The organism is Pseudoduganella sp. UC29_106, from assembly GCF_044055365.1.
Lineage (GTDB): Bacteria > Pseudomonadota > Gammaproteobacteria > Burkholderiales > Burkholderiaceae_D > Rugamonas.
Genome location: NZ_CP171977.1, coordinates 7,040,150 through 7,065,073, shown reverse-complemented (window position 1 = coordinate 7,065,073; position 24,924 = coordinate 7,040,150). Strand labels below are relative to the sequence as shown.

Sequence of the window (24,924 nt, the reverse complement as noted above, 5' to 3'; positions counted from 1 at the left end):
AGCTGTCTGATGCGCCGTCTTCTTCTCGCTACCCTGTTGGCTGCCTTCGGCGCCGCTCATGCCGCGCTGCCCGAGCCTGTGGCCCGCCTGGCCGCGGCCAACGGCATTCCCGAAGACGCCATCGGCGCGCTCGTGCTGCGCGGCGACCAGGCTTTGGTCTCCGATATGCCGGACCAACCCTTCGCGCCCGCTTCAACGATGAAGGTCGTGACCACCATCGTCGGCCTCGAAGAGCTTGGCCCGGTGTTCAAAGGACGCACGGAATTGCGCAGCAACGGCGAGATCGTCAACGGCGTGCTGCACGGCGACCTCGTGCTGCGCGGCGGCGCGGATGGCGACTTCACGGTCGACGCCTTCACGCACATGCTGGAAAAGCTGCGCAGCCAGGGCATCCGCCGCATCGACGGCAACCTGGTGCTGGACCGCACGCTGTGGCAGCCGTCGCGGCTCGATGTCGGCGTGCCGCCTTTCGATGAGTCGCCGGAGGCATACTACAACGTGATTCCGGATGCGCTGTGGCTGAACATGAATATGCTCACGCTCGATATCGCCTCCGATGCACGCTCTGTGCGCGTTTCGCTGCTGCCGGAGATGGACAAGGTGTCCGTGAAGTCCGAGCTGGTGTTGACCGATGGCGAATGCGCCAGGTGGGAGGACGGCTGGAAGGTGCCCGAGTATGTGCGCAACGGCTCCCGCCTGACCATCGTGCTGAAGGGGACTTATCCGCGCAACTGCGCCAAAACGAATGTGGTCAATGTACTCGACCGGCACGACTTCACCGAGCGCTTCTTCCGCGCGACGTGGGTGCGGCTGGGCGGCAAGTTCAGCGGCTCCGTGCTCGAAGCCGAAGCGCCCGTGAACGCCGTGCGGCTGCTGGCCGAGCATACCTCGCGCAGTTTGCCCGAGATTATCCGCGACACCAATAAGCCGTCCGACAATGGCCTGGCGCGCACCATCTTCCTCAGCCTGGGCAGCCTGCAGGCCGATCCCAAGCTGGGCAGCCGTCCGCTCGACCTCGCTGCGCCCGCCGCTGCGACTCCCGGCGGCGGCGACATAGCTCCGCCCGCAAGCACACTGGCTCGCTCCGAACTGGTGGTGCGCAACTGGCTGCGCAAGCAAGGCATCGACGACACCGGCCTCGTGCTGGAAAACGGCTCCGGCCTCTCGCGCATCGAGCGCATCCGTCCGGTGCAAATGGCCGGCCTGCTGCGCGCCGCGCAAAAATCCCTTTGGGCGCCCGAGTTCATCGCGAGCCTGCCGATCGCCGGCGTGGACGGCACCATGAAACGCCGCCTGAAAGAAAGCACCGCCGCCCAGCGCGCCCGCGTGAAAACCGGCACCCTGCGCGACGTGGTCGCCATCGCCGGCTACGTCCCCGACGCCGACGGCCAGCCCTGCATCGTCGTCGCCATGGTCAACCACGAGCGCGCCGGCAACGGCATCGGCCGCTCCATCGTCGACGCCCTCATCGACTGGACCGCCCAGCAACACTAAATTCGGGGTCAGCTCTGTCATTCGGACACGCGGACCACTTTTTTGATCTTCCTCAATACGCCCAAAGTGGGTACTTTCGCGTATTGATCTGCCGCAAACGATAGCGCTAGCTGTCCGAATGACAGAGCTGACCCCGAATTGGGTTATAAAACTTTGGCGTAGGTGGCGCGGACGTGGACGCGGTCGCCGCAGTCGAAGTGCCACCATTCGCTGTTGATGCCGACGAAGCCGGCGTGGAACATGGCGTCGCGCAGGAGCTGGCGGTTGGCGATCTGGGCGGCGGTGAGGGAGCCGCTTTCGAGATGCTTCGGTTCGAGGATGGGATGGGAGAGCTCGGTCATATCGTCGAAGCCGGTGCCCATGTCGAGCTCGCGGCCGGCGACATCGAGGATGGTCACGTCGACGGCCATGCCGAAGGAGTGGATGGAGCCGCGCTCGGGCGGGGCGAGGTACATTTGCAGGTCGGTCCCGGCCAGGGTATTCCACAGTTCGATCTGCACCGAGTGCGGCCGCAGGGCGTCGAGGATCAGCAATTGATGGCCGGGGGCGCGCGCAGCGAGGAAAGTGACGGCACGTTCGATGGCGGCGGCGGCGTCAGCGTGCAGCCAGGCGCAGTCCAGCGGCGAATACAGATCGCGGCCGACGAAATTGTCCGGCGTCGCGTAGCGCAGGTCGATGCCGATGCCGGCGATCGTGCTCAGGTGACGGAACTCCGGCCTGCCGGGGATCTCTTCGCTGCGGATGGTACGACTCATGTATTTCCTTGTTCCAGGCAGGCGCGCGCCGCGGCCGCGATCGAGTCGGCCAGCAGGCGGGCGCCATGCGACAGCGGCGAGTGCCCGGACGTCAGCAGGAAGAGCTGGATCGGGATCGCGGGCGCCCATTCGCGCCGCTGTACGCGGGTTGATAATGCGGATGCCGCCGTAAACGGATCGACCACCGCCATGCCGCCGCCCGCTTCCACCAGCGAGCGCGCGATCTGATAGGTTTGCACGACGGTGCGGAATACCGGCTCCACGTCCTGCGCCTCGCAGGCGGCGACCACCATTTCGCCCAGCGGGTCATTGTCCGAATAACCGATCAGTTCGCCGACCAGCCCTTCGGCCGTCAGCGGCTGCGACAGCTCTTCCTCGCGCCAGGTGCCGGTCGGTGCGATCACCGTCATCATGCCCTGGGCCAGCGGCTCGGCCACGATGCCGGGATGGCGCGGATCCTGCAGCGACAGCGCCAGGTCGGCTTCGCCCAGGCGCAGCATGTTCACAATCTCGGATGTGTGGTGGGTGGCCAGTTCGCAGCGTGTGCCGGCGAACTCGCGGCGCCAGGCGCTCATCGCTTGCGGCAGCACACTGATGGCGATCGTCGGCGTGGACACCAGACGAATCGTCTCCACCGCATGCCCCTTCAGGCTGGCCGCCAGGCGACGGATGCCCTGCAGGTCGCGGTGCAGCTTCTCCGTCTCGGCAAACAGCCGGTGCGCTTCCGGCTTCGGATACAGCTTGCCCCGCACGCGTTCGAACAGCGGCATGCCCAGCTGCAGCTCGCAATGCTGCAGCACCTTGGTCACCGCCGGTTGTGAAATGTGCAAGACCTGGGCGGCGCCACTGATGGTGCCGACCTGCATGATTGCGTGGAAAACTTCGATATGACGCAGCCGCATCGCTTCAATCCTTCTTCGTTACGCCGCAGCCTCCTGCGGGAATCAGTGCAGGATAGGGGAATCCCGCCTGCGGCGCAACGCGGGCTACCGCTTAGGGCTTGGCGGCAGCGGCCTCGGCCGGAACCGCGGCCGGGGCCGGTTTCGGGGTTGTCAGCACGTCCAGGATCGCGGCGGATTCCGCGTCCGGCATGCCATCCCACTTGCTCTGGCGATACTTGGACTGGAAAGTCACCATCACGTTGCGGGTGGCTTCGTCCATCACGCCGGTCTGCGGCGTGGCGTAACCGTGGGCGGCCAGCTTGTTCTGGAACCAGGTAATGTCCGGCAACTGGGCTTCATAGATGGCGCGCTTTTCGGCGACAGCGTTGGCGTCCGGCCAGGTGATCAGGCCGGCGTCAGCCAGTTGTTTCCACGGGAACAGGGGACCTGGGTCCTGCTTGCGCTGCGGCGCGATATCCGCGTGGCCGAGGATATTCTCCGGCAGCACGCCATGGCGTTCCTTGATCTGCTTGAGCAGCGGGATCAGCTGGTCGATCTGCGCCTGCTTGAACGGGTACCAGGCGCGGCCTTCCGGCGTGTCCTTGAAGCCAGGATTGACGATTTCGATGCCGACCGAGCTGTGGTTCAGCTGCGTGTAGTTTTTCCAGCTGCTGGTGCCGGCGTGCCAGGCGGCACGGTTCTCATCGACCAGCGCATAAAACTTTGGTTTTTCCTCGTCGGTCAACAGGTAGTGAGCGCTCACCTCGTGCTCGGTCAGCAGCTTGATCGACAGCGGCAGGTCGGACACGGTGTAGTGGATGACGATGAAACGCACACGGCTGCTCTGCCCCTTGGACGGGCCAAGCGAATGGTCGATGGTCGGCGGCTGGGTGGCGCAGCCGGCCAGCACGGAGATCAGGGAAGCAAGCAGCAGTTTTTTGATCATGGACGTCTCGGTGAGTTCTTAGTTTCGTGGACGGGCCGCCATGCGGGCGGCCGCGTATTGGGGATGGGCGGTGCGGCGGGACAGTTCCAGTCCGGGCGGCAGTTCAGCGCGCATGGCCTCGAAGATCAGCGGATGCAGTTCGGCGGCGCGTCCCGCCAGCACGATCGGTTTCTGGCCGAAGCGGGACACCAGCGCCAGCGCCAGCCGCGCCAGCTCGCGCCCAGCCTGCAGCAGGATGTGGCGCGCAGCCGGATCGGCGCCCGCGCTCATCGCGACAGCCAGCGCCAGCTTGCCGATTTCGCCGCGCTCGCGGGCGTACATGAAGGTGCGCGAATAGGCCCAGTCGCTGCCGCCGACATGGTCGAATACGGCGTGGGCCAGCGGCGATTCCTGCCAGGAGCCCGGCTGTTCATCTTCGTTGCGCCAGATGCGGCGCATCGCTTCGCGCGCGATCCAGAAACCGCCGCCGGCATCGTCCAGCATTACGCCGCGGCCGCCGGCGCGGTGGAATTCGCCCGCGTCGTCGATGTAGGCGGCAATGGAGCCGGTGCCGGCGTAGACGAGATAGCCTTCGCCCGGCTCGAATGCGTCGAGATAGGCGATTTCGATATCGTTGCAGATGGTGATGGCGTCCAGGCGCACATCGAGGAGGTCGGACAGCCAGCCCAGCAGCACATTGCCGTCGCCGCCGAAGCCCGTCAATCCGGCGCAGATGCGCAGCGGCTGTCCGGCTTCGAGCACGTCCTTGGCCAGTTCGGCGAAGGTGGCGTGCACTTGTTCGCGGCCGGCGGGCTTGGCCATCATCAGGGCGGAAAGTCCGGCGACCGTGCCTTCAGCGACGATTTTCCCGCTCGGGTCGGACAGCGCCCAGCGTGTTTGCGTGCCGCCGGCGTCTATGCCCAGCCCAAGCGGAAGGTCGGATTCGGATATGCCCATGATCGAGTAAGTTTAAGACCAATTGCTGTCCAGTTCACATGAAAGCTTGCTGGGCAATCATTCCTAAAAGTTATAAGGTCGCGGTAACCCGCGGGCTCTCATTCCCCAGGCGATCCACTGCCGTCACCACTACCGAGCGCGCCGGAACGCCGGCATCGTCGGTCAGCACGACTTCACTGCGCGTGGCCGGCGCCACGGTGAAGCGCCACTCGTCGCCATAACGGGCCCAGATGGCAAACTGCGTCGCCTTCGGTACCGCGCCCAGCGACACGGCCAGACCGCTGCCATTGCGCTTGACCGCCACCGCCGGTGCGGACGGCGCATCGCTGCCCAGCCATGGCGTGACCGGCACCAGCGCGGCGCTCTGGTAGCTGATGTTTTTCAACTGGTCGGTGATGCCTTTGCGATTCTGCATCAGGGCCGCGATGCTGAAGTGGACGTGGCCGTTCACCACGCCGCGGCTGCGCATCACTTCGATCTGCTGCACGATTTCATCCGGCGTGAAGGACTTGTCGGTGTTGTCGATGCGGCTGGTGTACATGCCCGGCCATACATGGCGGCCACGCTTGTTCTGGGCCAGCCAGTAATCGAGCAGCACCGGGAAGGCTTGCGGCTGCTGGGCGATCGGCCAGTACAGCTGCGGCGTGAAGTAATCGAGCCAGCCATTCTGCAGCCACAGTTCGGCGTCCGCATACAGCTTGTCGTACTGGCTGAAGCCCTGGATGCCCGGCGGGCGGCGGTCCGGACGGCCGATGCCGAAGGGGCTGATGCCGAAGCGCACCCAGGACTTTTCCTTGCGGATGCCGTTGTAGATCGCTTCGATCAGCTGGTTCACGTTCTGGCGGCGCCACGAAGCGCGGTCCAGCGTGCCGCCGCCAGCCACATAGCGCTGCCACGCCGGCTGGTCGGGGAAATCAAGCTCCGTCTTGCCGCCATTCGACGGCGCATCCAGCGCGGCCGCTTCTCCGCCGTTGGCGCTTGGGGCTTCGATCGGGTAGGGATAGAAGTAATCGTCGATGTGGACGCCGTCGATATCGTAGCGCCGCACCACGTCCAGGATTACATCCAGCGTCTGCTGCGCCGCGGCTTCCTCGCCCGGGTCCATCCACTGGAATTTGCCGTACTGCTTGACCACCTGCGGCTTGGTGTTGGCGATGTGGTCGCGCGAATTCGGCGATTTGGCCGCGGAGTGGCGCGCGCGATAAGGATTGAACCAGGCGTGCAGTTCCATGCCGCGTGCGTGCGCCTGGGCGATCCAGAATTGCAGCGGGTCCCAGGCGGGGGAAGGCTCGCGGCCTTGCGCGCCGGTCAGGTATTCGGACCACGGCTCCAGCTTCGACGGGTAGATTGCGTCGGCGCTTGGGCGCACCTGCAGCACGATGGCGTTCAGGTTGAGCGACTTGGCGCGGTCAAGGATGGCGAGCGCCTCGGCCTGCTGCTTCGCGGGCGGCAGGTTGCTGCGGCTTGGCCAGTCGATATTGGCGACGGTCGACACCCAGGCGGCACGGAATTCGCGCGGCGCCGGCGGCGGCGTGTCGCCGGTGAAGTGAGGCTGGGCCGGCATTGCGGGTTGCGCTCCCGGTGCGGCGCCAGGCTTGCCGCCGGCGGCGCCGGGAACGGCCGCGCCTTTATCGGACGGCAGCGGATTGGAAGAACACGCGGCCAGGATGGCGCCAATCACACTGGCTGCACCGGCGGACAATGTCAGCCGCTTTTTTGCACTAAATCTCAAACCAACCTCCGCAACGCTGAAGGGGACTATTGTACCTACTTGCGTCCGAACTCCGGATCGATCTTCACCATCGCCGTCACGATAAAGGCCGGGATGGTTGCCATGCAGGCCCAGATGAAGAAGTTCGGATAGCCCAGATATTCCTGGATCCAGCCGCTCGCCATTTGCGGAATCATCATGCCGAGCGCCATGAATCCGGTGCAGATCGCATAATGCGCGGTCTTGTGTTCACCTTCGGCGACCATGATCATGAACATCAGGTAGGAGGTGAAACCGAAGCCGTAGCCGAATTGCTCCAGGCCGATGGCAGTGGAAATCACGATGAAGTTTTCCGGCATCGCATGCGACAGCCACACGAACACCAGGTCCGGCACGTGGGTGATGAAGGCCATCGGCCACAGGCAGCGCTTCAGGCCGACGCGCGAAATGACATAGCCGCCCAGCAGGCCCCCAGCCAGCAGCGCCAGCACGCCCACGGTGCCATAGGCGATGCCCAGGTCGGACGTATCCAGGCCGAGGCCACCTTCCACGCGCTTGTCAACGAGGAAGGGCACGGCCATCTTCAGCAGCTGCGACTCGCCCAGTCGGAAGGTCAGCAGGAATAGCAGGATGACGACGATGCCGTCCTTGCGGAAGAAGGCCTTGAAGGTGTTGAAGAATTCGTCGAACGGACTGGCCGCGTGCACGGCCTTGCGGTCCGCCGCAGGCCTGGGCAGCATGAACAGGTGATACAGCGCCAGCAGGCCGAACACGCCGCCCATGAGGCCGTACACGATGCCCCACGCCAGATGCGGATTGCCGGAATGCTTGATGATCTGGCCCGCGATATAAGTCAGGCCGCCGTTGCAGGCCACGTTCGCGATGCGGTAGGCGGTGCTGCGAACGCCGACGTAGGCCGCCTGGTCTTTCTGGCGCAGGGACAGCATATAGAAGCCGTCCGCCGCGATATCGTGGGTGGCCGAGCTGAAAGCCATCAGCCACATCGCGGCAAGACTGAGCTGCACGAAGTGGGACAACGGCGTGGTGAACGCGACCGCGGCCAGCGAGACCGCGATCATCATTTGCAGCAGCACCACCCAGGCGCGCTTGGTGCCGAACATTTCCACGATCGGGGACCAGATCGGCTTGATGATCCAGGGAAGGTAAAGCCAGGAAGTGTACAACGCGATGTCGGTATTCGACATGCCGGTGTTCTTGTACATCGTCGTGGACAAGGCCATCACGGCGAAGTAGGGGATGCCTTGACCAAAATAGAGGGATGGCACCCACCACCAGGGGCTGCGCTGCTGCACTTGTTCCATGCGTTCCTTTGTACTTATGCGGAAAGCGCTCCGCGGACGCTTCCTTTCGCTTGTTCCAGCAGCCTCTCCGCCTGCTGCACACTTGTCTTTTTCAGGAGTGCGACCACCGCCACCTTCACGTGGAAGCCGCATTGTTCCAGCGCGCTGCGGGCCGACGCTTCATCGGCGCCGGTCGCGTGCATGGTCAGGCGCACGGTGCGCGCAAACAGCTTCGCATTGGTCGGCTTCAAGTCTACCATCAAGTTTCCGTACACCTTGTTCAGGCGGACCATGATGGCGCTGGAGATCGTGTTCAGCACGATCTTCTGCGAGGTGCCGGCCTTCAGGCGCGTGCTGCCCGAGATGACTTCGGGGCCGGTGTCCAGCGTGATGCCCACTTCCGCTTCGTTCGCGACCGGTGCATCGGTGTTGTTGGCGATGCCGATGGTCAGCGCACCGATGGCGCGCGCCGCATGCAATGCGCCCAGCACATAAGGCGTGCCGCCGGATGCCGCCAGCAGCAGCACGACGTCATTCCTTGTCGGGGTCAGACCCTGCAGGTCTTTCGCGCCCTGTTCGCGGTCGTCTTCCGCGCCTTCCACTGCCTGGAACATGGCGGATTCGCCGCCAGCCAGCAGGGCCAGGGCGCGCTCGTGCGGCCAGGAGAAGGTGGGGTAGAGTTCAACACTGTCCAGCACGCCCAGGCGGCCGGAAGTGCCCGCGCCGACGTAGAGCAGGCGTCCGCCCGCTTCGATACGTGGTACTGCTGCGGTAATAGCTTTTGCGATCGAAGGCGCCGCCTTGCGTACGGCTTCGACGGCGTTCAGCTGATCGTCCACAAACGCGGAAACCAGCTGCTCCGTGGGGTATTGGTCGAGCCCGGTGTGCAGGCTGCTAGGGGTTTCGGTTTTTAGCATGATAGTACCAGTGTAATACCAAATACCGACCCGGGCCCATGAAAGGAAGATACATGGGCATTACATTTAGTTATGCCGCTCGCCGCATCTCCGCCACGAAATCGTAGTGGTCGCTGCGGCAGTAAGAGTGGGTCAGCTCGACCGCTTCGCCGGTTTCCAGATAGGCGATGCGGGTGATGAAGAGTACGGCCTGTCCTTCCGGCACTTCCAGCTTCTCGGCCAGTTCGGCGCCGGCGTTCATGGCACGGATGTGCTGCAGGGCGCGCACCGGCGCCTTGCCTACGGACTCCAGGTATTGATACAGCGAATCGCCAATTTCTTCCGGCTTCGCTACCGCGCTTTGCGGCAGAACGCTGACTTCATAAGCCATCACGACATCGTCAGCCAGGCGCAGGCGCTCCAGGCGCGCCACGCGGGAATTGGGCGACAGGCCCAGGCTCATTTGCTCGTCCGCGCTGGCGGTGACGATGGCACGCTTCAGCCAGCGCGAGCCGGGCTTGTAGCCTCGCTGCTGCAGCTGCTCGGAAAAGCTGGAGAGATTGGACAGCGGCTGTTCGATGCGTGGCGCAATGTAATTGCCCGAGCCGCGCCGGCGCACGACGAGTCCCTGCTCCACCAGCTGGTCGATAGCCTTGCGCGCCGTCACGCGCGACACATTCAGCTGCTCGGACAAGGTGCGTTCCGATGGCAGTGCCTGGTCGACCTGGTATCGCCCGTTGCGCACATCGTCGCTCAACTTGCGGGCAATCTGCATATACAGAGGGGAATTATCTTGTTGATCCGGTTTGAATTCTGCGCCGGGCTGGTTCATTGCGTTTCTCCTGTTATGCAGTAGTTTAATAGCGATGAGCTTTTCGCGGCGTGATTTTGTTATATATGCCGTGCGGTTATGTCCGCATAATCAGTTTTCATTGGCCCCTGTGCGCGCGCCGGTTATATGCTTTTCGCATAACAAAATCTGGGGAGTCTGAATGTCGATGCGCGCGTTGATCGGGGCGATCTTGCTGGGCGGTGCGAGCCATGTTGTGGCGGCGGGACCGGCAACCTCTGTGCTGGACCGGGAGCTGGCAGCCATTGTCAACGATGCACAGCGTCCTCTGTCCGGTCTTTCCGTGCTGGCAATCCGCGACGGCAAGGTGGCTTACCAGCAGCAGTTCGGCCTGCGCCGCATCGATACGGCCGGCAACGGCGTCACCGCACCGGTCACGCCCGCCACGATGTTCCGCATCGCATCCATTTCCAAGATGATGACCACTTTCGGCGCGATGAAGCTGGTCGAGGAAGGCAAGCTGCGCCTGGACGAGGACATCAGCACGGTGATGGGCTTCCCCGTCCGCAATCCCGCTTATCCGGACAAGCCGATTACGCTGCGCCACCTGCTGAGCCACACCTCCACCCTGCGTGACGATGCCGGCTATTCCTGGGGCACGGATACTTCGCTGCGCGAGGTGCTGCTGTCCGGCGGCAAGCGCTATGGCAAGGGGGAGATGTGGGCGCAGCAGGGCGCGCCGGGCGAGTACTTTACCTACTGCAACCTGAACTGGGGCGTGATCGGCATGCTGATGGAGCGCGCATCCGGCGAGCGCTTCGACCGTTTGATGAAGCGCTTGCTGCTGCAGCCGATGGGTCTGCACGGCGGCTATAACCCGGCCGAGTTCACGGCGCAGGAAGTGTCGGACACGGCAACCCTGTACCGCCGCCGCACGCGCGATACCGAAGTCTGGGATCCGAAGGGGCCGTGGATTGCGCAGGTGGACGATTTCGGCGTGTCAGCGCCGCGGCAGCCGCCTGGCATCGAGCACTATGAGATTGGCAGCAACGGCACGCTGTTCAGCCCGACCGGCGGCATGCGCATTTCGGCGGGGGACATGGGCAAGATCATGCTCATGCTGATCAATAACGGACGCTTTGAGGGCAAGCAGATCCTTCGTCCCGAGTCGTTGCAGGCGATGTTTGCCGAGCAGTGGCATTACAACGGCCGCAATGGCGACACATTGAAGGGCCTTTATCACAGCTGGGGACTGGGCACGCAGCGCTTCGCCGACGAACCGGGCAAAGGCAACCGCCTCGTATCCGGCGGCGGCTTCTCCGCTGTGGGCCACCTGGGCGAGGCTTATGGCCTGATTTCCACCTTTGTGGTCGATCTGCAAAGGAAGAACGGCCTCGTCTCCCTGATCGGCGGCTTCGCCAGCGATCCCGATGCCTACCCCGGGCAGTTCTCCGCCCACACCCGCACCGAAGAATTGATTCTCGACGCCCTGTACCGCCGGGCCGTGTTGGGCGATAGCGGCGGACGCGTCCCGGATTAGCCACAGCGTGTACGGCGGATCATTGATCCGCCGTGCTGGCATCACCCGAGGTTATGGCCCCTGTAATAACTTTAATTGGCGACAACGGCCAGCTGACCGTTACCCTTCCTATCATGAATAACCCGGCCGTGAAAGGCCCTAGCGAGGCGTAATGCAGCAAGAAGCACAGCAAGTAGTCGTGATCGGTGGCGGTGTCGTTGGCCTGGCTTCGGCCTGGTGGCTACTGGAGGCCGGCTATCGCGTCACGCTGCTGGAGCAAGCGCCTACGGTCGGCAGCGCGGCGAGCGCGCGCAACGGCGGCCAGCTGAGCTACCGCTACGTCTCGCCGCTGGCCGACGCCGGCGTGCCGCTGAAAGCGCTGCAATGGATGTTCCAGGAAGACGGCCCGCTGCGCTTCCGTCCCGAAGCCGATATGCGCCAGTGGCGCTGGCTGGCGCAATTCCTCGCCAACTGCAATTCCGCCGACAACGCCCGCACCACGGCCAAGCTGCTCGAGCTGGGTGAGCTGAGCCGGCAGTCCATGGCGCAGCTGGAACTGAAGCTGCCGCTGTCCGAATTCTCCTGGCGCGACGCGGGCAAGCTCGTGGTCTACCGTTCCAAATCTGCTTTCGACAAGGCCGTTGCCAAGCCGGGCTCAGAGGACAACCGCGTCGTTTTGAACGGCGCTGAGACCGCCAAACTGGAACCGGCGCTGGCCGAGCTGGCGCCATCGCTCGCGGGCGGCATCTTCAACAGCGGCGAAGCAGTCGCCGACTGCCAGGCGTTCTGCCTGGCGCTGGAAAAGCGCTTGATGGCGCATCCGCGCTTCGAAGGCGTTGTGCACGCCGAAGCGCATACCATCTTCGCCGAGAACGGACGCGTGTCCGCCATCCAGACCAACGCCGGCTGGCTCGCTGCCGACCACTTCGTCCTTGCGGCGGGTATCCAGAGCCGCAATCTGGCCGCCACCGCCGGCATCTACCTGCCGATGTACCCGCTGAAAGGCTACAGCCTCACCGCGCCGATCGGCGCCGAACACTGCGCACCCGAAATCAGCGTGACCGATTTCGAACGCAAGACGCTGTATGCGCGCATCGGCGGCAACCTGCGCATCGCCGCCATGGTCGACATGGTCGGCGAGGACACGTCCATCGACCGCCGCCGCATCGCCGGCCTGACCAAACTGGCCCGCGCCACCATGCCGCACGCCGCCGACTACGACAAGGCCGAGCCCTGGGCCGGCCTGCGCCCCGCCACGCCGAATTCCGCGCCCATAATCGGCGCCACTAAATATCCGAACCTCTGGCTCAATGTCGGCCACGGCCCCCTCGGCTTCACCTTCGCCTGCGGCACCGCCAACCTCCTCGCCACGCTCATGCGCGGCAAGCAGACGCCGTTCACCCTCGACTGCCTCGCGCTCGCCGCTTGAGCCTGGCTCCTGCCGCTGACTGAGCACGCACGGCGGATCAATGATCCGCCCTACGCGCCGCGGGCCGATCAATATCCGCATCGGCGGCCGCATTGGGGGCGATCACAATCCGCGCCGTCGCCCGCGTCGCGTGACATTCAATTTCATCCCCGCATCCGCATTGGACGGCCCCATAAAATCACCGCCGCATCCGCATTGGGCGGCCCATAAAACCATCGCCGCATCCACATTGGGCGGCTCCATAAAATCACCGGCGCGGCGTAGGGCGGATCATTGATCCGCCGTGCTTGATCAGCCGCCGGCGTCTCGCCGCAAGGCCTTGCGCGTGGCCCAGACAATGGGCAGGGCAAACAGAAACATATGGGACAGCAGGTCGAGCGTCGTGGCAAGCGGCTTGAAGGTAACGGCGTTCGGAAAGGCGGAAAGCGGCAGGACGACCAGGCGCATCGCCAGGAAAACCAGGATGCCGTAGCCAACAGCGGCAACGAGCGGACGGGCCGCGAGCGCGGGCACTTGGCGGGCGGCGAGGAAGAACAAAGTCATCCATACGAAGCTGAGCAAAAAGTGGCAGGCCAGGCCAAGGGCGGCGGTGCCAAAGCCGCCGGAGAATGCAGACTTGCCGACCAGCCCGCTGGCAACAACCTGCAGCAGCCGCTCGGCCGTCAGTCCGTTATACATCGCGAACGAGATCGCGAAAGTAATGTCCAGCAGTCCGGCGAGCGCGCCGCCGATGAGGATTGCCTGGGGAACCGTCCAGCGTTGCTGCATGGGATATCCTCCGCGAAGTTGAAGCCTCGTATGCTGCCACGGCAGCATTGCCAAAGCAATAACGCGCAGCCCCGCAGAACCCATACCAGCGCCGGATCGCGGATAATTGCGGGATGTCCAAGACCAAGACCCCTACCGGCTGTCCCTGTGGCGGCCCATCGCTGGCCACTTGCTGCGGGCCGTTTATCGAGGGAAAGGCGCTGCCGGCGACGGCGGAACAGCTGATGCGCTCGCGCTACACCGCGTACACGCTGAAGGATGAAGCCTACCTGCAGGCCACCTGGCACCCCAGCACCCGTCCACAAGAGCCAATAATTAGCAAAAATGAAAAGCTCCAATGGCTGGGACTTGAGGTAAAATCTGCTTTACGTTTACGTCAACGTAAAGCAGAGGCCGCGGAAAACGAGGATTTCGTCGAGTTCGTCGCCCGCTTGCGCGTCGATGGCCGCGGTCAACGGCTGCACGAAATCAGCCGCTTCCTGCGCGAGCCCGGCGAAGGCGGCCTGCGCTGGTTTTACGTGGACGGTCAATTTCCAGAATAAGAGAGGGAGACCATGCCGCACATCGAAAGCAAACTCAATCCGCGCAGCGAAGACTTCAAGGTCAACGCCGCCGCGATGCAAGCCCTGGTCGACGACCTGCGCGCCAAAGTGGCCAAGGTGGCTGAAGGCGGCGGCGAAGCGGCCAGCGCCAAGCACGTCGCCCGCGGCAAGCTGCTACCGCGCGACCGCGTCCAGATGCTGCTCGATCCCGGCACGCCCTTCCTCGAATTCTCCCAGCTGGCTGCGTACGAAATGTATGACAATGCCGCCCCCTCGGCCGGCATCATCACCGGCATCGGCCGCGTGTCGGGCCAGGAATGCGTGATCGTCTGTAACGACGCCACCGTCAAGGGCGGCACCTACTATCCGGTCACCGTGAAGAAGCACCTGCGCGCCCAGGAAATCGCCGACCAGAACAACCTGCCCTGCATCTACCTGGTGGACTCGGGCGGCGCCAACCTGCCGAACCAGGATGACGTGTTCCCCGACCGCGAACACTTCGGCCGCATCTTCTACAACCAGGCCAATATGTCCGCCAAGGGCATCCCGCAGATCGCGGTGGTGATGGGCTCCTGCACGGCCGGCGGCGCTTATGTGCCGGCCATGTCCGACGAATCGATCATCGTCAAAGAGCAGGGCACCATCTTCCTCGGCGGCCCTCCGCTGGTGAAGGCGGCGACGGGTGAAGTGGTATCGGCGGAAGACCTGGGCGGCGGCGATGTGCATACGCGCCTCTCGGGCGTGGCCGACCACCTGGCGCAGGACGATATGCATGCCCTGTCCATGGCCCGTAACATCGTCTCCAACCTGAACCGCCAGAAGCCGCAACAGGGCGCGCTGCGCGAAGCGGCGGAGCCGAAGTACGCGCCGGAAGAACTGTACGGCGTGATCCCGGTCGATACCCGCAAGCCTTTCGACATCCGCGAAGTCATCGCGCGCATCGTGGACGGCAGCGAATTCGATGAGTTCAAGGCGCGCTACGGCACCACGCTGGTGTGCGGCTTCGCCCACATCTTCGGCATGAAGGTCGGCATCATCGCCAACAACGGCATCCTGTTCTCCGAGTCCGCGCTGAAAGGCACGCACTTCATCGAACTGTGCTGCCAGCGCAAGATCCCGCTGGTCTTCCTGCAGAACATCACCGGCTTCATGGTGGGACGCAAATACGAAAACGAAGGCATTGCGCGCAATGGCGCGAAGATGGTGACGGCAGTCGCCACCGCCTCCGTGCCGAAGTTCACCGTCATCATTGGCGGCTCCTTCGGCGCCGGCAACTACGGCATGTGCGGCCGCGCCTACTCGCCGCGCTTCCTGTGGATGTGGCCAAATGCGCGCATCTCCGTGATGGGCGGCGACCAGGCGGCGTCCGTGCTGGCCACCGTGAAGCGCGACGGCATCGAAGCGAAAGGCGGCAGCTGGAGCGCGGACGAAGAAGCCGCGTTCAAGCAGCCGATCAAGGATCAGTACGAGCACCAGGGCCACCCTTACTATGCGTCTGCCCGCCTGTGGGACGACGGCGTGATCGATCCCGCCGACACGCGCATGGTGCTGGGCCTGGGGCTTTCGGCCACGCTGAACGCGCCGATCCCGGATACGAAGTTCGGCGTGTTCCGCATGTAAGGAGGGCAGCATGGAATATCAAACCCTTACCGTCGGCATCATCGACAAAGTCGCCACCGTCACGCTGAACCGTCCGGATGTGCGCAATGCCTTCAACGAGCACACGATCAATGAACTCTCGATTGCCTTCCACGAACTGGGACGCAACGAAATGGTGCGCGCCATCGTGCTGGCCGCCAACGGCCCGGCCTTCTGCGCCGGTGCTGACCTGAACTGGATGAAAAAGATGGCCGCGTACTCTCACGAGGAGAACGAGGCCGACGCCATGCAGCTGGCGCAGATGCTGCGCACGATCTACCTCTGCCCCAAGCCCGTCGTGGCGAAGGTGCAGGGCGACTGTTATGCGGGCGGAATGGGCCTGGTGGCGGCATGCGATATCGCGGTGGCCGTCCAGGAAGCCAATTTCTGCCTGAGCGAGGTGAAGCTGGGACTGATCCCGGCCACCATTTCCCCTTATGTCATCAAGGCGATGGGCGAGAATGCGGCACGCCGCTATTTCCTCACCGCCGAGCGATTCACCGCCCAGGAGGCGCACCGCATCGGCTTCGTCCACGAAGTCGTTGCTGCGGAGGCGCTGGATGCAAAAGTTGCTGAAGTGCTGAAGGCGTTGGTGGGCAATAGCCCTAACGCGGTCAGGGAAGCCAAGGTGCTGGTGCGCGATATCGCACACCGCCCGGTGGATGATGTGCTGCTGGCTGATACGGCCTTGCGCATTGCCCACATCCGCGCGTCCGGCGAAGGGCGCGAGGGTGTGCAGTCCTTCCTGGAGAAGCGCAAGCCTGGGTGGCTGAATTAAGAACGGCGGATCAATGATCCGCCCTACGCGCCGCAGGTGGACAATGTTCCGCCCCGGTGCGTAGGGCGGGTCGTTTGACCCGCCGTATAGGAGTCAAGTTGGAAAAAAACGAAACCAGCGACTGGGTCGCGCGAAGCCTGCGTAGCGTATGGCATCCGTGCACCCAGATGCAGCACCACGAAACCGTGCCGCTGATCCCGGTCAGCCATGGCCGCGGCGTATGGCTTTACGACCATGAAGGCAACCGCTACCTGGACGCGATCAGCTCCTGGTGGGTGAACCTGTTCGGCCATGCCAACCCGCGCATCAACGCGGCCCTGCGCGAGCAGCTGGACATGCTGGAGCATGCGATGCTGGCCGGCTTCACGCACGAGCCGGTGATCCAGCTGTCCGAGCGCCTGTCCGCGCTGACGCAGCACCAGCTGGGCCACGCCTTCTATGCATCGGACGGCGCCTCCGCCGTCGAAATCGCGCTCAAGATGAGCTTCCACGCCTGGCGCAACAGCGGCCATGGCGGCAAGCAGGAATTCGTTTGCCTGAAAGGCAGCTACCACGGCGAAACGATCGGCGCGCTGGCCGTTACCGACGTCGCCCTGTTCAAGGATGCCTACGGCCCGCTGCTGCGCGCTGCGCAGACCGTGATGTCGCCCGATGCGCGCCAGGCCGCTGAAGGCGAAACCGCCGCAGACGTGGCGCGCCGCGCCGCTGCGGATGTGGAACGCGTGTTCACCGAGCGCGCCGGCAGGATCGCCGCCATCATCATCGAGCCGCTGGTGCAGTGCGCCACGGGCATGGCGATGCACGATCCGCTCTACCTGAAGCTGGTGCGCGAACTGTGCGACAGGCACGGCGTGCACCTGATCCTGGACGAAATCGCCGTCGGCTGCGGCCGCACCAGCACCTTCTTCGCCTGCGAACAGGCGGGCGTGTGGCCGGACTTCCTGTGCCTGTCGAAAGGCATCAGCGGCGGCTACCTGCCGCTCTCCATCGTGCTGTCGCGCGAAGAGATTTACCAGGCTTTCTACAGCGCCGACGTCACGCGCGGTTTCCTGCACTCGCACTCCTACACCGGCAACCCGCTGGCCTGCCGCGCCGCGCTGGCCACGCTGGACATCTTCGCCGAAGACCATGTGCTGGAAGCGAACAAGGCCCGCTCGCGCAAGCTGACCGATGCCCTGGCGCCGCTGGCCAATCACGAACGCACGAAGAACTTCCGCAACCGCGGCATGATCTGGGCTTTCGACGCCATCGACGCCGCACCGGACTTCTCGCGCCGCTTCTTTACCGAAGCCACCCGCAACGAACTGCTGCTGCGCCCCATCGGTTCCACCGTCTACCTGATGCCGCCCTACATCCTCAGCGACGAGGAAATCGGCGGCCTGGCGCAACGCACGCTGACCGTGTTCGAGAAGGTGATCGCGTAATGGAACTGCTGAACAAACTCGAAGCCCACCTGCAGCTCTTGCAGGACAAGCACCAGATCCGCAAGCGCCGCTCGGTGGAAACGCCTTGCGCACCGCGCCTGACCGTGGACGGCCGCGAAATGCTGGCCTTCTGCAGCAATGACTATCTCGGCCTGGCCGCACATCCGAAGATTGCGGCAGCCATGCACGAAGGCGTAGACCTGTACGGCGCCGGCAGCGGCGCTTCGCACCTGATCTCGGGCCACAGCCGCGCCCACGTGCAGCTGGAGGAGCGCCTGGCGGAATTCGTGTCGCCGCACGTGGTGGACGCGCGCGCGCTGTACTTCTGCACCGGCTATATGGCCAATCTCGGCGTCATCACCGGCCTGGCCGTCGGCGACAAGAACACCGAAGTCTTCAGCGAATCGCTGAACCACGCCTCGCTGATCGATGGCGGCCGCCTGTCGCGCACCACGCTGAAGGTTTATCCGCACGCGGATGTGGCGGCGCTGGAAACGATGCTGGCCGAAAGCACGGCATCCAACAAGATCGTGGTCACCGACTCCCTGTTCAGCATGGACGGCGACCTGGCGCCGCTGCCGCAGTTGCTGGCAGTGTGCGAGCGCCAGGGCGCCTGGCTGATCGTGGACGACGCCCACGGCTTCGGCACGCTGGGCGCCAATGGCCGTGGCGCGCTGGAGCATTTCAACCTGCGCTCGCCGAACCTGGTCTATGTGGGCACGCTGGGCAAGGCGGCTGGCGTCGGCGGCGCCTTCGTGGCCGCGCACAGCACCGTGATCGAAACCCTGATCCAGCGCGCCCGTCCCTACATTTTCACCACCGCCGCGCCGCCGGCGCTGGCGCACGCGCTGCTGGCCAGCCTTGATATCATTGCAGGTTCAGAGGGCCGCGAACGCCGCGACCACCTGAACGCCCTGATCGCCCAGCTGGACGACGGCCTGCGCCTGCAGAAATGGCAGCGCATCCCGTCCATCACTTCGGTCCAGGCCATCGTGATCGGCGAGAACGACGCCGCCATGCGCGCCTCGGCTGCGCTGTGGGAGCAGGGCATCTGGGTCGGCGGTATCCGCCCACCCACCGTGCCGGTTGGGACGGCGCGCCTGCGCGTCACCCTGTCCGCCGCCCATACGCGGCAGGATGTGGCCCAGCTGGTGGAAGCACTGAACGCACTGGAAAGGAGGTCCTGAGATGGCGCTTGAAGATCCTGTCATCGCTCCCGCACCTGCCGCCGCTGCCGCAGCCGATGGCGTACCGACGCGCTTCGCCTGCTTCGTGGCCGGCACCGATACCGAAATCGGCAAAACCCTGACGTCGTCCGCCATGCTGTACGCACTGGTGCGGCGCGGCGTGCGCGCTTGCGGCATGAAGCCGGTCGCCGCCGGCGCCGTGATGAAGAACGGCGAGCTGCATAACGACGATGCGGACCAGCTGGCGGAAGCCGGCAATGTATCGCTGCCGCAGTCGCTCACCACGCCATTCATGCTGGAAGAGCCGGCCGCGCCGCACATCGCCGCAGAGCTTGAAGGCCGCAAGATCGACCCCGTGCCGATTCTCGCCGCCTACCTGGAAATCGCCGCGCTGACCGACGCCACCGTCGTGGAGGGCGTCGGTGGCTTCCGCGTGCCGCTGACCGACGAATACGACACCGCCGACCTGGCGCAGCAGCTTGCGCTGCCGGTCGTGCTGGTGGTCGGCATGCGGCTCGGCTGCATCAACCACGCGCTGCTGACGGTCGAAGCGATCCAGTCGCGCGGCCTGAAGCTGGCGGGCTGGGTTGCCAACACGCTGGAACTGGAATTCAATTTCGCGGACGAGAATATCGCCGCCCTGGAAGCGCGCATCCCGGCGCCGCTGCTGGGCCGCATCCCGCGCCTGTCCCAGCCGAGCGCCGCCGCTGCCGCCGAGTACCTTGACTTTACGCGCTTGCCCAACTGGCCTGTGCGCCCGACAAAATAAACACCAGATCCGCCACCGCGGCGTAGGGCGGATCATTGATCCGCCGTCCCAGAACAGAGAGGAAAAGAAACCGATGTCCCTGCAAGAACCGAAAACCGTCGAACTGCACCGTCCCACCGCCGCCATCACGCTGCCGCAGGACGCCACCTGGCCCCTGCAAGAAGTGCTGGCCCTGTACGAGCTCCCATTCCACGAGCTGATGTTCCGCGCCCAGCAAACCCACCGCGCGCACTGGCCGGATGGCGACGTTGAACTGGCGACCCTGCTGTCCATCAAGACCGGCGGTTGCGAAGAGGATTGCGGTTACTGCCCGCAAGCCGCGCGCTACGACACTGGCGTGGAAGCCAAGAAGATTCTCGACCTGGACACCGTCCTTGACGCCGCCAAGCAAGCCAAGGACAACGGCGCGACCCGCTTCTGCATGGGCGCCGCCTGGCGCAGCCCGAAAGAGCGCGACATGGAAAAAGTCGAAACCATGGTGCGCGAAGTGAAGGCCCTGGGCCTGGAAACCTGCGCCACGCTGGGCATGCTGGAAGCGGAACAGGCGCAGCGCCTGAAGGATGCGGGCCTGGACTACTACAACCACAACCTGGACACCGCGCCTGAGTTCTACAACAACGTCATCTCCACCCGCGAATACCAGGACCGCCTGGACACGCTGGGCCACGTGCGCAACGCGGGCCTGAAAGTCTGCTGCGGCGGCATCGTGGGCATGGGCGAGACGCGCGAGCAGCGCGCAGGCCTGATCGCGCAGCTGGCAAACCTGAATCCGTATCCGGAGTCGGTGCCGGTCAACCACCTGGTTCAGGTGGAAGGCACGCCGCTGTACGGCATGGACAAGCTGGACCCGCTGGAGTTCGTGCGTACCATCGCGATTGCGCGCATCACGATGCCGAAGGCGCGCGTGCGCTTGTCCGCCGGCCGCCGCGAGCTGGGCGAGGCGGTGCAGGCGATGTGCTTCATGGCCGGCGCCAACTCGATCTTCTACGGCGACAAGCTGCTGACGACCGATAACCCGGAAGCGAACGATGACCGCGCCCTGCTGGCGAAGCTGGGACTGCCGACTCGCGGCACCACGCTGGATTCGGTGCAAAAGGAAGCCTGCGGCTGCTGAGCCACGGCGGATCAATGATCCGCCCTACAGCCCCGTTGGGGCCAAAATCGTCCGCAATGCGTCGGCTGGGAAACGATTACAGGACGCGTCGTAGGGCGGATCATTGATCCGCCGCTGAACGGCCCGGGAATTAAACATATAACGAGGATAGAGAGAGACCATGTTCAAAAAAATCCTGATCGCCAACCGCGGCGAAATTGCCTGCCGTGTCGCAGCCACGGCCCGCCGGCTCGGCATTCGCACGGTCGCCGTCTATTCCGAGGCGGACGCCGATGCCAAGCACGTGGCGGTTTGCGACGAAGCGGTGAACATCGGCCCAGCGCCAGCAAAGGAGTCCTACCTCTGCGGCGACAAGCTGATCGCGGTAGCGCTGGCAACGGGCGCGGAAGCGATCCACCCCGGCTATGGTTTCCTCTCCGAAAACGCCGAGTTCGCGGACGCCTGCGCGGAAGCGGGCCTGGTCTTCATTGGCCCGCCAGCTTCGGCGATGCGTGCCATGGGTTCCAAGTCCGCCGCCAAGCAGCTGATGGAAAAGGCCAATGTTCCGCTGGTGCCCGGCTATCACGGCGACAATCAGGACACCGCCTTCCTGCAGCAACAGGCCGACCGCATCGGCTATCCGGTGCTGCTGAAGGCATCGGCGGGCGGCGGCGGCAAGGGCATGCGCGTGGTCGAGAGCTCCGCGGCCTTCGCCGACGCGCTGGCCTCCTGCAAGCGCGAAGCCATCAGCTCCTTTGGCGATGACAAGGTGCTGGCCGAGAAGTACCTGCTGCGTCCCCGCCACATCGAAATCCAGGTGTTTGCCGACACACACGGCAATTGCATCCACCTGTTCGAGCGTGACTGCTCCGTGCAGCGCCGCCACCAGAAAGTGCTGGAAGAAGCGCCGGCGCCGGGCATGGACTCCGAGCGCCGCGCCGCGATGGGCGAAGCCGCGGTAGCAGCCGCGAAGGCCGTCGGCTATGTCGGCGCCGGCACCGTGGAATTCATCGCCAACCAGGACGGCAGCTTCTACTTCATGGAGATGAACACGCGCCTGCAGGTGGAGCACCCTGTCACCGAAATGATCACCGGCACCGACCTGGTTGAATGGCAGCTGCGTGTTGCCGCAGGCGAGCCGCTGCCGAAGAAGCAGGAAGATCTGACCATCAATGGCCACGCCATCGAGGCCCGCATCTATGCCGAGAATCCGGAGAAGGGCTTCCTTCCGTCCATCGGCACGCTGCGCCACCTGGATACGCCGGATGCGGTCAACTTTGAGCTGGGCGGCGTTCCGGGCCACCCTGCCGCCGTGCGCGTCGATTCCGGCGTGCGCGAAGGCGATGCCATTTCACCGTTCTACGACCCGATGATCGCGAAGCTGATCGTGTGGGGTGCAGACCGCAAGCAGGCGCTGGCCCGCATGGCCCAGGCCCTGGCCCAGTACCAGATCGTTGGACTGGCCAGCAACATCGCCTTCCTCAAGCGCCTGGTCGAGGGCGACGCCTTCTCCAGCGCCGACCTGGACACGGGCCTGATCGAGCGTAACCAGGAGTCCCTGTTCCCGCCGGCCCGTTCGGTGCCGGTAGCTGCTGTCGCACTGGCCGCCGTATCGCTGATCGAGGAAGAAAAAGACAAATCTGCAGCGCAATCGGGCGCCAACAAGGGCGATCCGTGGGGCCAGGCCCTGGGCTGGCGCATGAACTTCAACTATGCACGCAAGCTGGCCTTCAGCGACGAGCATGGCAAAAGCTACGAACCGCTGCTGACTTACCTGCCGCATGGCTGGCAATTCGCAATCAAGGGCATCCAGGTCGATCTGACCCTGCAATCGCAGAAGGGCGTTGATTTCAGCATCAAGCTGGGCGAAACTTCCGTGCACGGCACTGTGCGCCGCGATGGCGACATTTTCCATGTCTTCACCGGCGGCGGACACTATGTGCTCGACTATAACGATCCGATGGCCCACGCAGGCGAATCGGAAGCAGAGGGAGGACGCCTGACCGCGCCGATGCCTGGCAAGGTTGTCGCTGTGCTGGCCGCAAATGGCCAGGAAGTGAAAAAAGGAGATGCGCTCGTCATTATGGAAGCGATGAAGATGGAACATACCATCTCGGCTCCCCATGATGGCGTGGTGGAGGAAGTGCTGTATGCGGTGGGCGACCAGGTCGCCGACGGCGCTCCTCTGCTGGCATTCAAGGCTGCTGCGTAGGAGGAGACACCATGCGCATTTTGCTGCACAGGGCAGACGGCAAGACCGAGCCCTGGATAAAGGATTTCGCCCGTCACCTGCCGGAAGCGGAGGTCGTGGTATGGCAGCCCGGCGTGAAAGCCGCACCCTGCGACTACGCCATCGTGTGGTCGCCGCCCGAGGCCATGCTGCGCGAACTGTCCGAAGTGAAGGCCATCTTCCTTACCGGTGCGGGGGCGGACGCCATCCTCAAGTTCGAACAGGAAATCTCGCATGAGATCCCCATCATCCGCCTCGGCGATGCGGGCATGGGCATCCAGATGGCGGAGTATGTGACGCACGCCGTGCTGCGCTATTTCCGCCGCCTGGACGAATACGACACCCAGGCCCGCGCCGGCGTCTGGGACCAGCTGCCGCAGCACCACAAGGAAGACTTCGCTGTCGGGGTGCTGGGCATGGGCGTGCTGGGCATGCGCGTGATCCAGGCGCTGAAGGAGTTCGGCTTCCCCGTGCGCGGCTGGAGCCGCACCGAGAAGCATGTGGACGGGATGCAATGCTTCTACGGCCCGGAAGGCCTGGACACCTTCCTGCGCGGTTCGAACGCCGTGGTCTGCATGCTGCCGCTGACGCCTGAAACGAGCAATGTTCTCAATCGCGGCAATATGCTGAAGCTGCCGCAGGGCGCCTACATCATCAATGTGGCGCGCGGCGCCCACGTCAACGAGCCCGACCTGCTCAACCTGATCAAGTCCGGCCATATCGCAGGCGCCACGCTGGACGTGTTCCGCAACGAGCCGCTGCCGATGCAGCACCCGTTCTGGCAGGAACCGCGTGTCACCATCACGCCGCACATCGCCGCCCTGACCCTGCGCCGCGAGAGCGTGCAGCAGATCGCGGGCAAGATCCGCCAGCTGGAGAAGGGCGAGCCCGTCGCCGATGTCATCAACCGTTTGCATGGATACTGATTATGAGTTTGCCGAAGAAGGTCAAGATTGTTGAAGTCGGCCCACGCGACGGGCTGCAGAATGAGAAGGGCGAAGTACCGGCCGATGTGAAGATCGAGCTGGTGAACCGCCTGACCGAGGCGGGCTTCCCGAATATCGAGGCGGCTTCCTTCGTTTCGCCGAAATGGGTGCCGCAGATGGCCACGTCCAAAGAGGTGATGGCCGGGATTACCCGCAAGCCGGGCGTGATCTATTCGGCGCTAACCCCGAATATGCAGGGCTTCGAGGCGGCGCTGGCCGCCGGCGCGGATGAAGTAGTGATTTTCGGTGCAGCGTCCGAAGCTTTCTCGCAGCGGAATATCAATTGTTCGATTGCGGAATCGATCGAGCGCTTCGCGCCTGTGGCGAAGGCGGCCAAGGAACACAAGCTGCGACTGCGCGCTTCCGTCAGCACGGCGTTCGGCTGCCCTTACCAGGGCGAGGTGCCGCTGGAGTCCGTGGCTTATGTCGTGGGCCGCATGCGCGACCTGGGCTGCGATGAAATCGATATTGCCGACACCATCGGCGTATCCACGCCGCGCAAGACGCAGGCGGTAATGGAGACAGCCATCCGCGAGTTCCGTCTCGACGGGCTGTCCGGTCACTTCCACGATACCTACGGCCAGGCGCTGGCCAATATCTATGCTTCGCTGGAGCTGGGGATTTCGATCTTCCATTCTTCCGTGTCCGGCCTGGGCGGCTGCCCATATGCCAAGGGCGCTACCGGCAATGTGGCGACGGAAGATGTGATTTATATGCTGAATGGCCTCGGCATCGAGACGGGCGTGGACCTGGACAAGGTGGTGGACGCTGGCCTGTTCATTTCCGCTCACCTGAACCGCAAGAGCGTCAGCCGCGCCGGCAACGCCATCGCCGCCAAGCGCGCCGGTTGA

Annotated in this window: 22 protein-coding genes; 13 read left to right on the top strand and 9 right to left on the bottom strand. The window is 64.3% G+C overall.

Features of this window, described 5'->3' with window-relative positions; translation table 11 throughout:
* The first annotated feature begins 9 nt into the window (after window positions 1-9).
* Window positions 10-1,494: a D-alanyl-D-alanine carboxypeptidase/D-alanyl-D-alanine-endopeptidase gene (gene dacB, locus ACHMW6_RS35110; RefSeq protein WP_395404227.1), complete on the top strand. Its 1,485-nt coding sequence runs from the start codon at window positions 10-12 to the stop codon at window positions 1,492-1,494.
* Between the two features lie 143 nt (window positions 1,495-1,637).
* Here dacB and ACHMW6_RS35105 read toward each other — a convergent pair whose 3' ends face one another.
* From ACHMW6_RS35105 to ACHMW6_RS35070, 8 genes are all read right to left on the bottom strand, one after another.
* On the bottom strand, window positions 1,638-2,249 hold the full coding sequence (locus ACHMW6_RS35105) for a M15 family metallopeptidase (protein WP_395404225.1): 612 nt from the start codon (window positions 2,247-2,249) through the stop codon (window positions 1,638-1,640).
* The gene (locus ACHMW6_RS35100) at window positions 2,246-3,151 is read right to left on the bottom strand and encodes a LysR family transcriptional regulator (protein ID WP_395404223.1); all 906 of its coding nucleotides are present in this window, start codon (window positions 3,149-3,151) and stop codon (window positions 2,246-2,248) included. The genes ACHMW6_RS35105 and ACHMW6_RS35100 overlap by 4 nt, the downstream gene beginning before the upstream one ends.
* Before the next feature lie 91 nt (window positions 3,152-3,242).
* Complete coding sequence (locus ACHMW6_RS35095) at window positions 3,243-4,076, bottom strand: N-acetylmuramoyl-L-alanine amidase (RefSeq protein ID WP_395404221.1); 834 nt, start codon at window positions 4,074-4,076, stop codon at window positions 3,243-3,245.
* Window positions 4,077-4,094: 18 nt separating this feature from the next.
* Window positions 4,095-5,012: an N-acetylglucosamine kinase gene (locus ACHMW6_RS35090; RefSeq protein ID WP_395404219.1), complete on the bottom strand. Its 918-nt coding sequence runs from the start codon at window positions 5,010-5,012 to the stop codon at window positions 4,095-4,097.
* A 70-nt stretch (window positions 5,013-5,082) separates the two neighbouring features.
* On the bottom strand, window positions 5,083-6,693 hold the full coding sequence (locus ACHMW6_RS35085; RefSeq protein WP_395404217.1) for a glycoside hydrolase family 10 protein: 1,611 nt from the start codon (window positions 6,691-6,693) through the stop codon (window positions 5,083-5,085).
* Between the two features lie 86 nt (window positions 6,694-6,779).
* Window positions 6,780-8,045: an MFS transporter gene (locus ACHMW6_RS35080; RefSeq protein WP_395404215.1), complete on the bottom strand. Its 1,266-nt coding sequence runs from the start codon at window positions 8,043-8,045 to the stop codon at window positions 6,780-6,782.
* 14 nt (window positions 8,046-8,059) lie between these two features.
* A complete protein-coding gene (murQ, locus tag ACHMW6_RS35075) occupies window positions 8,060-8,941 on the bottom strand; it encodes an N-acetylmuramic acid 6-phosphate etherase (protein WP_395404213.1) in 882 nt (293 codons plus the stop codon).
* Between the two features lie 70 nt (window positions 8,942-9,011).
* Window positions 9,012-9,752: a GntR family transcriptional regulator gene (locus tag ACHMW6_RS35070; RefSeq protein ID WP_395404211.1), complete on the bottom strand. Its 741-nt coding sequence runs from the start codon at window positions 9,750-9,752 to the stop codon at window positions 9,012-9,014.
* 166 nt (window positions 9,753-9,918) lie between these two features.
* Between ACHMW6_RS35070 and ACHMW6_RS35065 the strand changes: the two genes are divergently transcribed.
* Both ACHMW6_RS35065 and ACHMW6_RS35060 read left to right on the top strand, forming a co-directional pair.
* The gene (locus ACHMW6_RS35065; protein WP_395404209.1) at window positions 9,919-11,250 is read left to right on the top strand and encodes a serine hydrolase domain-containing protein; all 1,332 of its coding nucleotides are present in this window, start codon (window positions 9,919-9,921) and stop codon (window positions 11,248-11,250) included.
* A 151-nt stretch (window positions 11,251-11,401) separates the two neighbouring features.
* Window positions 11,402-12,658 (top strand): D-amino acid dehydrogenase, encoded by a 1,257-nt coding sequence (locus tag ACHMW6_RS35060; protein ID WP_395404207.1) that lies wholly within the window; start codon window positions 11,402-11,404, stop codon window positions 12,656-12,658.
* Between the two features lie 291 nt (window positions 12,659-12,949).
* Here ACHMW6_RS35060 and ACHMW6_RS35055 read toward each other — a convergent pair whose 3' ends face one another.
* Window positions 12,950-13,426 carry a hypothetical protein gene (locus ACHMW6_RS35055; RefSeq protein WP_395404205.1) on the bottom strand — a complete coding sequence of 159 codons (477 nt, stop codon included), beginning with the start codon at window positions 13,424-13,426 and terminating at the stop codon, window positions 12,950-12,952.
* A 113-nt stretch (window positions 13,427-13,539) separates the two neighbouring features.
* Between ACHMW6_RS35055 and ACHMW6_RS35050 the strand changes: the two genes are divergently transcribed.
* From ACHMW6_RS35050 to ACHMW6_RS35005, 10 genes are all read left to right on the top strand, one after another.
* Entirely contained in the window at window positions 13,540-13,968 is a 429-nt protein-coding gene (locus tag ACHMW6_RS35050; RefSeq protein WP_395404203.1) for a YchJ family protein, read from the top strand.
* A 12-nt stretch (window positions 13,969-13,980) separates the two neighbouring features.
* Entirely contained in the window at window positions 13,981-15,588 is a 1,608-nt protein-coding gene (locus ACHMW6_RS35045) for a carboxyl transferase domain-containing protein (RefSeq protein WP_395404201.1), read from the top strand.
* A gap of 10 nt (window positions 15,589-15,598) precedes the next feature.
* A complete protein-coding gene (locus tag ACHMW6_RS35040; RefSeq protein WP_395404199.1) occupies window positions 15,599-16,384 on the top strand; it encodes an enoyl-CoA hydratase/isomerase family protein in 786 nt (261 codons plus the stop codon).
* 98 nt (window positions 16,385-16,482) lie between these two features.
* Window positions 16,483-17,808, top strand: a complete 1,326-nt coding sequence (gene bioA / locus ACHMW6_RS35035; RefSeq protein ID WP_395404197.1) for an adenosylmethionine--8-amino-7-oxononanoate transaminase — start codon at window positions 16,483-16,485, stop codon at window positions 17,806-17,808.
* Window positions 17,808-18,995, top strand: coding sequence for an 8-amino-7-oxononanoate synthase (gene bioF, locus ACHMW6_RS35030; protein ID WP_395404195.1), 1,188 nt, complete (start codon window positions 17,808-17,810; stop codon window positions 18,993-18,995). The genes bioA and bioF overlap by 1 nt, the downstream gene beginning before the upstream one ends.
* A 1-nt stretch (window position 18,996) precedes the next feature.
* Window positions 18,997-19,764, top strand: a complete 768-nt coding sequence (bioD, locus tag ACHMW6_RS35025) for a dethiobiotin synthase (RefSeq protein ID WP_395404193.1) — start codon at window positions 18,997-18,999, stop codon at window positions 19,762-19,764.
* Window positions 19,765-19,837: 73 nt separating this feature from the next.
* Window positions 19,838-20,878: a biotin synthase BioB gene (gene bioB, locus ACHMW6_RS35020; protein ID WP_395404191.1), complete on the top strand. Its 1,041-nt coding sequence runs from the start codon at window positions 19,838-19,840 to the stop codon at window positions 20,876-20,878.
* Window positions 20,879-21,038: 160 nt separating this feature from the next.
* A complete protein-coding gene (locus ACHMW6_RS35015) occupies window positions 21,039-23,069 on the top strand; it encodes an acetyl/propionyl/methylcrotonyl-CoA carboxylase subunit alpha (protein ID WP_395404189.1) in 2,031 nt (676 codons plus the stop codon).
* A gap of 11 nt (window positions 23,070-23,080) precedes the next feature.
* Window positions 23,081-24,013, top strand: a complete 933-nt coding sequence (locus ACHMW6_RS35010; RefSeq protein WP_395404187.1) for a 2-hydroxyacid dehydrogenase — start codon at window positions 23,081-23,083, stop codon at window positions 24,011-24,013.
* A gap of 2 nt (window positions 24,014-24,015) precedes the next feature.
* The gene (locus ACHMW6_RS35005) at window positions 24,016-24,924 is read left to right on the top strand and encodes a hydroxymethylglutaryl-CoA lyase (RefSeq protein ID WP_395404185.1); all 909 of its coding nucleotides are present in this window, start codon (window positions 24,016-24,018) and stop codon (window positions 24,922-24,924) included.

Coding starts and splice junctions, on each gene's coding strand:
- ACHMW6_RS35005 (WP_395404185.1), top strand. CDS start 24,016: ATGAGTTTGCCGAAGAAGGTCAAGATTGTTGAAGTCGGCCCACGCGAC.
- bioB (WP_395404191.1), top strand. CDS start 19,838: ATGTCCCTGCAAGAACCGAAAACCGTCGAACTGCACCGTCCCACCGCC.
- ACHMW6_RS35090 (WP_395404219.1), bottom strand. CDS start 5,012: ATGGGCATATCCGAATCCGACCTTCCGCTTGGGCTGGGCATAGACGCC.
- dacB (WP_395404227.1), top strand. CDS start 10: ATGCGCCGTCTTCTTCTCGCTACCCTGTTGGCTGCCTTCGGCGCCGCT.
- ACHMW6_RS35010 (WP_395404187.1), top strand. CDS start 23,081: ATGCGCATTTTGCTGCACAGGGCAGACGGCAAGACCGAGCCCTGGATA.
- ACHMW6_RS35065 (WP_395404209.1), top strand. CDS start 9,919: ATGCGCGCGTTGATCGGGGCGATCTTGCTGGGCGGTGCGAGCCATGTT.
- ACHMW6_RS35080 (WP_395404215.1), bottom strand. CDS start 8,045: ATGGAACAAGTGCAGCAGCGCAGCCCCTGGTGGTGGGTGCCATCCCTC.
- ACHMW6_RS35045 (WP_395404201.1), top strand. CDS start 13,981: ATGCCGCACATCGAAAGCAAACTCAATCCGCGCAGCGAAGACTTCAAG.
- ACHMW6_RS35105 (WP_395404225.1), bottom strand. CDS start 2,249: ATGAGTCGTACCATCCGCAGCGAAGAGATCCCCGGCAGGCCGGAGTTC.
- bioD (WP_395404193.1), top strand. CDS start 18,997: ATGGCGCTTGAAGATCCTGTCATCGCTCCCGCACCTGCCGCCGCTGCC.
- ACHMW6_RS35095 (WP_395404221.1), bottom strand. CDS start 4,076: ATGATCAAAAAACTGCTGCTTGCTTCCCTGATCTCCGTGCTGGCCGGC.
- ACHMW6_RS35070 (WP_395404211.1), bottom strand. CDS start 9,752: ATGAACCAGCCCGGCGCAGAATTCAAACCGGATCAACAAGATAATTCC.
- ACHMW6_RS35055 (WP_395404205.1), bottom strand. CDS start 13,426: ATGCAGCAACGCTGGACGGTTCCCCAGGCAATCCTCATCGGCGGCGCG.
- bioF (WP_395404195.1), top strand. CDS start 17,808: ATGGAACTGCTGAACAAACTCGAAGCCCACCTGCAGCTCTTGCAGGAC.
- ACHMW6_RS35050 (WP_395404203.1), top strand. CDS start 13,540: ATGTCCAAGACCAAGACCCCTACCGGCTGTCCCTGTGGCGGCCCATCG.
- murQ (WP_395404213.1), bottom strand. CDS start 8,941: ATGCTAAAAACCGAAACCCCTAGCAGCCTGCACACCGGGCTCGACCAA.
- ACHMW6_RS35060 (WP_395404207.1), top strand. CDS start 11,402: ATGCAGCAAGAAGCACAGCAAGTAGTCGTGATCGGTGGCGGTGTCGTT.
- ACHMW6_RS35015 (WP_395404189.1), top strand. CDS start 21,039: ATGTTCAAAAAAATCCTGATCGCCAACCGCGGCGAAATTGCCTGCCGT.
- ACHMW6_RS35100 (WP_395404223.1), bottom strand. CDS start 3,151: ATGCGGCTGCGTCATATCGAAGTTTTCCACGCAATCATGCAGGTCGGC.
- ACHMW6_RS35040 (WP_395404199.1), top strand. CDS start 15,599: ATGGAATATCAAACCCTTACCGTCGGCATCATCGACAAAGTCGCCACC.